Below are 6,156 nucleotides of genomic sequence, written 5' to 3'. Positions count from 1 at the left end.
GTCTGCCCCCGGCTGTGGGATACTCACGGTGTGGGCCTCCGCGTTGCGCCCCCGCCGGGGCCGGGGGGGGGGGCGGGGGGGGCGCTCCCGCCGACACCGTGACCGGAAAACGCGAACGGATGCCGAGCCCTGCCTGCCGGAGGATTGGCGTCAGATTGCGGCGCGACTAAGGTCGCGGCGGCGGCCGCGACGCAGGTAGCCTGAGACGGTGATCGAAACAGCAGTTGAAGCGGCAGTGTTGCAGGAGCTGGTGGAAACGCAACGCGCCCCGGCGCCGGTGATCGACTGGCTGGTCAACGGTCACTGGTCACCGCCCACAATGGTGTGCGATGTGTCCTATCCTCGCGCCGACTACTCGGGGCTGCTGGAGTTCTGACCAAGACGGCCAGGTGCGTTGAGGGCTCGGAGGCCGCTCGATAGCGACGCGAAGCGACCATACTCTTGCCCTGCCGCTGTCGTCTTTTCTCCCAGCCAGATCCCGATAATTTGCGGGAATCCGTGGGCGGTTGACGTCCAGACCGGGCCTCCGGAATCACCGGGGATGCTCGGCGGCATCCCGGTAGTCAGGTATTGATCTTCGCCTTGGCTGGCGGTGATCTGGCCGCATTGCTGACCGCTGGAAACTCCCATACGGCAGACGGTCTCGCCGATTTGGGGCTCGGGGTAGCCATCGATGAAGGGCATGCGGTGGTCGGTGATGAAGGCCGACGCCAATGAGTTCGTGCTGAAGTCGATCAGTGCATAGTCCGCGCCGCCGCTGCGGGGAGGTTCGAACACGCTGCGCACGAAGTCTCCGGTGAGCCCGTTGCGCTTGTCACGCGCATACCCTGCTCTCGAGTCGGCGCGGCAGTGTCCGGCGGTGATGGCGTAGGTGTGCATGTCTGCGCCGGTGTAGACGTATCCGATCGTGCAGAACTGGTTGCGCCCGCCGGGGTTGATGTAGTCGACCTCGTCGCCGGGGCTGACGACGGTCAGGGCGGCGTGTGACGAGGGCGAGCTGGTCAGTGCCAGCGCTGCGGCGGCGGCCAGGCTGGCGACGGTTGCGGCGGATCGGTGGGTTGTGGTGCGCATGGGTCGGTCACCTTTCAGGTTCTAGGCGGCCCGCGTGTGGCGCACGCGGCGTTCGGAGCGCAGTTGCGCGCGCGCGGTCATGCTGTCGATCCAGGCACGGGCGGTGTTGGCCGCGGGCCCAGGCCGGCCGGCGGCGGCGGCGATGGCTGCGGCCGCGCGGTTGGTAATGGCGATCTCGAAACGCGTTGTCATGCAGACTCCTTGAAATCGGGGTGAGTTGGTGGGCGACGGGTACTGCGCCGGTAGTCGACGATGAGCCGCTGTAGAAGCGTTTCGACGGCCTCTGCTGCACGACCTGCCACGGGTGAGCGGTGCTGGTTGCTGTGGTGCTGAAGCTCGTCGTGGGTGTCCTGCACTGCGCGCAGCTGGGCGGCGGCTTCGGCGAGCCAGCGTGCCGCGTTGCGGGCGCTGCCGTGCACCAGGCCGCGCCGGTCATGGTGGGCTCGGGCCTCCTGCAGAGCGGTGTCGAAACGATCGGCGGCCCAGCGGGCCTTGGCGGCCGCGGCCAAGGCGTATAGCTCGGCCGGAGTGATGATCGTGAAACCGCCGAAGAGGTCGCTGCGCTCCCACAGGCCGGAGTTGACGTGATCAGTGACGTCGGCTTTGTCGACCTCGATGGCCGGCGTGAGGAGGACCACCTGGGCGGCCCTGCCCTGCAGGCGTTCATGCAGGTTGATCGCGCGTTGATATCCGGCGAGATCCCGGTCGGCCACGATGGCGACGTTGACTCCGGCGAATGCGTCGATGAGCTCGGCGGGGAAGTTGGCGGCCCCTTGGGCGTTGGTGGTGGCCAAGCGACCCAGCGCGGTCAGGGTGTCGGCGTCCTTCTCACCTTCGGTGACCCACACCCATGCGCCGGTCTTGGCCGCGTGCTGAATTGCATTGGGGCGGTAGAGCACCGGGGTGAATCCGTGCGGCTTGCGATATACCCATTGGCGCCCGTCACGGTAGCGCTGCCGGAACTGCTTGTGGGGGCGCCCGGTGCATGTGCATTCTTCGCGAATGACCTGCTGCACTGGTTCGTCGGACAGGGTCAGGTAGGTGTAGACCCGGACCCTGCGCCACCGGTGCTCGACGTGTTCGCGGGACGCGGTGATCCGCGCGGGCAACGGCCCTAATCCGCGAGCTCGGCGGGGCGCCTTCGGTTGTGCAGCGCGGGTCGCGCTGTGACGGGTTGTGGGAGCGGGGTTGTCGAACAGATCGGCCAGGCGCAGACCGAGAGCACCGGCGATCTCGGCAGCAGGGGCCTGGCAGCTAAAGCAGTGCAGCAGCACCGCTCCGCCTGCCCCGGCGCGGGTGTTGTCGCGCCACCCCACCGACAGTGAGGGGGAGTGGTCGGTGTGCAGGGGGCAGCTGGCCATAAAGGCGTCACCGCCGCGCGGCCGGATGGTCTGCCCGGCCACCTGCAGAGCATCCCGCACCTGGTCCAAAGCGCTTCCGGGGCACCGGGTCTGCGCTGGGCTGGCCATCACGGAGTCTCCTTGTCGATGACCGTGTGCACCACGGCGTAGGCCGCGCGGGTGTGGCGAATGCTGTCGTCGAGGAAGGTGGCGACATCGCGGCCGTCGCGGCCGTCGACGAACTCGACGTCGTAGATGGTGTTACCGCGCAACCGGTCCAAACTGTCTGCGGCCTGTTGCAGGGCCTTCACGGCGTCGGCCAAATGGTTGAGTAAGTGGCTTCGCGTTTCCGCGATGCGCTCAATGCTGTCCAGTTCGGCGAACTCGGCGACTGCTTGCTCGAGGGCGGCGTCGGTGTACATCGGGTGGGTCCTTTCCAATCAACGGGTCTAGGCGGCGGTCAAGCGGGCGACGCGATCCGGACGGAAACCCGACCAGTGCTCCGTGGGGGAGACGTAGACGACGGGCGCGCCCAGGTATCCCAGGCTCATCACGTATTCGCGGGCCTCGGGATTTTCAGTGACATCGATTTTCTGGTATTTGATGCCCTGATTGTCGAGCGCCTTGAATGTAGCGGTGCATTGGACGCAGGCCGGTTTCGTGTAAACCGTGATTTGAGACATTAGTCGCCTCCTTCGTAAATGGCTGGTGCTGCGTTTCGATAATCAAATATTACTGTCGTGAGTGGCCCTATGCCATAGTCGCGCAAAAGAAATCCAGGCAATTGTGGATTGTTCTCCACAACGATTGGACGCCGGGCATAACCTCCCCCTCCCTGCGACGGTCGCCGAGATGAACGCAGGCCATACCTGCTGTCAGACCGCGCATTTCGTACCTCTCGCCAGGCAGGAAGGCGAGGCTGCGGGCCAGGCAACTGCACCGGGGATTCACGCTGATTCTCGGTACACGCGACTTGGCGGTAAATGACGCACATATGCACTTATTAAATCCCTTTCTATCCCATTCCGTCATTAACCCAGCCCCAGGCGGTCAGGCGATACACGCCCACTGGCAGCACCTACTTGCATGTCATTTTGTTGTCATTGCTGCCATTCTTTTCGTCACTCTGGCATTCACGATTTAAACCGGCCAGAGGGCCGTGGAGTGCAAGGCCCGGGCGTGAAGTTTTCCCAGCGAGCCTCAGCGAGCGGCTCGGGGAAACGTTCACGAGCCACCGGCCCGCGGCAACGCAGAGGCCGGGCGCCTTGCAGGTAGCGGCCCGGCCGGTGACAATCGGATGGCCAGAGGGCGCAACATGTTTCACGCCAGCAACTGGAAAGTTCCCCCGCCGCTGTAGGTTCTCATTTTGCATGGCGAACTTCTCACAGGAATGGCGAACGCTTGGCGAATCCGTCATGAAGTTGAGAAAGTAGTTAGTCGCGCTAGTTGGTGCACCGCGCTTATTAACACTGTTTTCGCGCCAAAACCCGCAGAAGGTGAGACGCTGGGGTGTCGCGGTTAACCGCGTGGTGTGGTGATGTCGGAATCAGTCAGGGTTGATTTGAGTTCCGCGGCCGTTGCGTATCGGTCTGCGGCGGGGGAGCAACGGTGTGTGCCGGCTGGTGAGGTGTCGCCGGCAGCATTGTTTCGCGCAGCGCCGTGGCGCACGTTCCGCTGGTATTTCGGGCAGCGTCACTACTCGGGCACGTATTGGTCGGCGACTGAGCGCGATCACGTCATTTACGAGTCGCGCCTCGAGCTGGCGAACCTTATCCTGGCGGATTTTGATGTGACTGTGCATCGCATTGTGGCGCAGCCTTTTCGATTGACCGCCGAGGTCGACGGGCAGGAACGGCGCCACATTTTGGATTACCTTTGGGACAGCGACGAAGGACCGGTTGTGGTGGACGTCGTGCGCTCCGAAAGGGTGACTAATCCACGGATCGTGAGGTTGTGCGCGTGGACGAAGGACATCGTCGAATCGTTGGGCTGGTCCTACTTGGTGGTGAATGAGCCGGTCGCCGTGCGCCTCGCCAACGTGCGTTTCCTGGCGGGCTATCGGCGCGAGTGGCTCATAAACCAGGACGTTCTAGCTGAATTGCGTTGTCGGCGGGCAGATCTCGCCGGTCGATCCATCGACGAGGCTGAAAAGCTCATCGAGGGACACCCGCGACCACTGGTCCGTTCGGCGTTGCTGAGCATGCTGTGGCGCCACGAGCTCGAGGTAAACCTAGATGTTCGGCTTGAACGATCAACAGTGCTTGAGTGGGCATCGTGAAGCCCGCCGCTGTGCGCATAGGTGTGGGCACGCAATTCATCTATGACGGGGAGGTCCTGGAAGTCATCGAGATGCATCCGGTCGCCGGCATGCCGGAGGTCCTTGCGAGAGAGCTGCGACGGGACACGGTGCACCGTTTCGCGCTCGATGAAGTGAGACCCTCTCAGAGATGCCGTCTCTTGAGCGACGACCTCGACATCGAAATCACCGGCTCCACCGAATACCCGCCATCGGTTAAATGGGCCGCGGTGTCCGAGCAAGCGCGCTGCGATGCACGTGATCGCGCAGCACACGTGCGCGAGGTTGTGACGGGTTATCGATCCGGTTCCGCTGCAACGGCGCTACCGCACGAACCGCGGTCTGCTTACAAAAGCGCCAATCCGCGGATGAAACGTCTCGCCGTCAAGGCGAACGAGCTGGGCATCGGACGGCGTACGATCGAGCGCTGGGTTAGCGCCTATGAAGCCGAGGGCGAGGTCGGATTGCTGTCGGCGAAGGCGATTCATTCTGCTCTGGGCAGCAACAAGTTCGCGTTATTCGAACAGACCGCATCAGACATCATGCGCGAATACACGGACTTGTCGAAGCCGACGATGGACCTGATCATCAACCACGCCGAAGCACGATTGAACGCCACCTACGGTAAGGGTGTCGTGCGGTTGCCCTCACCAGCTACGGCGTATCGAATCTTGCGACGGCTTGAGCTGACCCAACCACTGTTTCGGCCGAGCACCAAGCGCATCCGTGACATCGCGGCCCGCCCGGATCGGCCGTACGGACAGTTGCACCCTTCCCGGCCGGGCGAGTACCTGCTGATGGACACCACACCGCTTGACGTGTACGCCATGGATCCACACACCCTGAAATGGGTAGGTGTGGAACTCACCGTGTCGATGGACTGGTACTCGCGGTGCATCACCGGTATGCGATTGAGCCCGACGACGAAGTCGATCGATGTCGCTGCAGTCCTTTATCAATCATTTCGCCCAGCGCCGGCCGGTGCGGACTGGCCCGCTGAGGCCGTGTGGCCACCGCACGGTGTGCCACGATCAGTGCTGGTCGAAGACGAAGCGCTTCACTGCAAAAGCGTGTTCGCGGCGGCGCCCGCAATCGTGCCGGAGACACTGGTCGTTGATCACGGCAAGATCTACGTCTCAGAGCAAGTGGCGAGCACCTGCCGGCAACTTGGCATCTCGATCCAACCCGCACGTGTGCGTGTCGCGTACGACAAAGGCCCCGTGGAGCGGTTCTTTCTGACCGTCCGTCAAAGGTTCTTGCAGGAGCTGCCTGGCTACAAGGGCCCTGATGTGTACTCCCGCGGCGCCGCTCCAGAACGAGAGGCCTTCTTCTTCATCGACGAGTTGGAGGCACTACTTCGTGAATGGATAGCGATAGTGTCCCGTCAATTGGTGGACTTCGGATCTTGGCGTTGGTCCACGCATCGCGATCAACGAGTCATGTTGAACG

At 63.3% G+C, this 6,156-nt stretch carries 8 protein-coding genes; 3 read left to right on the top strand and 5 right to left on the bottom strand.

Annotation, left to right across the window (positions count from 1 at the left end):
- The first annotated feature begins 208 nt into the window (after nucleotides 1–208).
- Complete coding sequence (locus BST44_RS30255; protein ID WP_156181200.1) at nucleotides 209–376, top strand: hypothetical protein; 168 nt, start codon at nucleotides 209–211, stop codon at nucleotides 374–376.
- Here the strand turns inward: BST44_RS30255 and BST44_RS28630 are convergent.
- The 5 genes from BST44_RS28630 to nrdH are packed head-to-tail and all read right to left on the bottom strand — an operon-like array spanning nucleotide 352 to nucleotide 3,094.
- Nucleotides 352–1,071, bottom strand: a complete 720-nt coding sequence (locus BST44_RS28630; protein ID WP_047323401.1) for a chymotrypsin family serine protease — start codon at nucleotides 1,069–1,071, stop codon at nucleotides 352–354. The genes BST44_RS30255 and BST44_RS28630 overlap by 25 nt on opposite strands.
- A 21-nt stretch (nucleotides 1,072–1,092) precedes the next feature.
- Entirely contained in the window at nucleotides 1,093–1,263 is a 171-nt protein-coding gene (locus BST44_RS29950) for an amidohydrolase (RefSeq protein WP_089150878.1), read from the bottom strand.
- Nucleotides 1,260–2,540 (bottom strand): toprim domain-containing protein, encoded by a 1,281-nt coding sequence (locus tag BST44_RS28625; protein WP_047323402.1) that lies wholly within the window; start codon nucleotides 2,538–2,540, stop codon nucleotides 1,260–1,262. The genes BST44_RS29950 and BST44_RS28625 overlap by 4 nt, the downstream gene beginning before the upstream one ends.
- Nucleotides 2,540–2,833, bottom strand: coding sequence for a hypothetical protein (locus BST44_RS28620; protein ID WP_052955321.1), 294 nt, complete (start codon nucleotides 2,831–2,833; stop codon nucleotides 2,540–2,542). Before BST44_RS28620 ends, BST44_RS28625 begins: the two co-directional genes overlap by 1 nt.
- A gap of 27 nt (nucleotides 2,834–2,860) precedes the next feature.
- Complete coding sequence (gene nrdH / locus BST44_RS28615) at nucleotides 2,861–3,094, bottom strand: glutaredoxin-like protein NrdH (protein ID WP_047323403.1); 234 nt, start codon at nucleotides 3,092–3,094, stop codon at nucleotides 2,861–2,863.
- A 929-nt stretch (nucleotides 3,095–4,023) separates the two neighbouring features.
- Here nrdH and BST44_RS28610 point away from each other — a divergent pair.
- Both BST44_RS28610 and BST44_RS28605 read left to right on the top strand, forming a co-directional pair.
- The gene (locus BST44_RS28610; protein ID WP_224112302.1) at nucleotides 4,024–4,689 is read left to right on the top strand and encodes a TnsA-like heteromeric transposase endonuclease subunit; all 666 of its coding nucleotides are present in this window, start codon (nucleotides 4,024–4,026) and stop codon (nucleotides 4,687–4,689) included.
- Nucleotides 4,677–6,156, top strand: a 1,480-nt coding sequence (locus tag BST44_RS28605) for a TnsB C-terminal domain-containing protein (protein ID WP_244184979.1), incomplete at its 3' end; no start/stop codon positions are given. The genes BST44_RS28610 and BST44_RS28605, both read left to right, overlap by 13 nt.

The sequence above is a fragment of the Mycobacterium scrofulaceum genome, from assembly GCF_002086735.1.
GTDB lineage: Bacteria > Actinomycetota > Actinomycetes > Mycobacteriales > Mycobacteriaceae > Mycobacterium > Mycobacterium scrofulaceum.
This window is presented reverse-complemented; position numbering and strand designations above follow the sequence as displayed.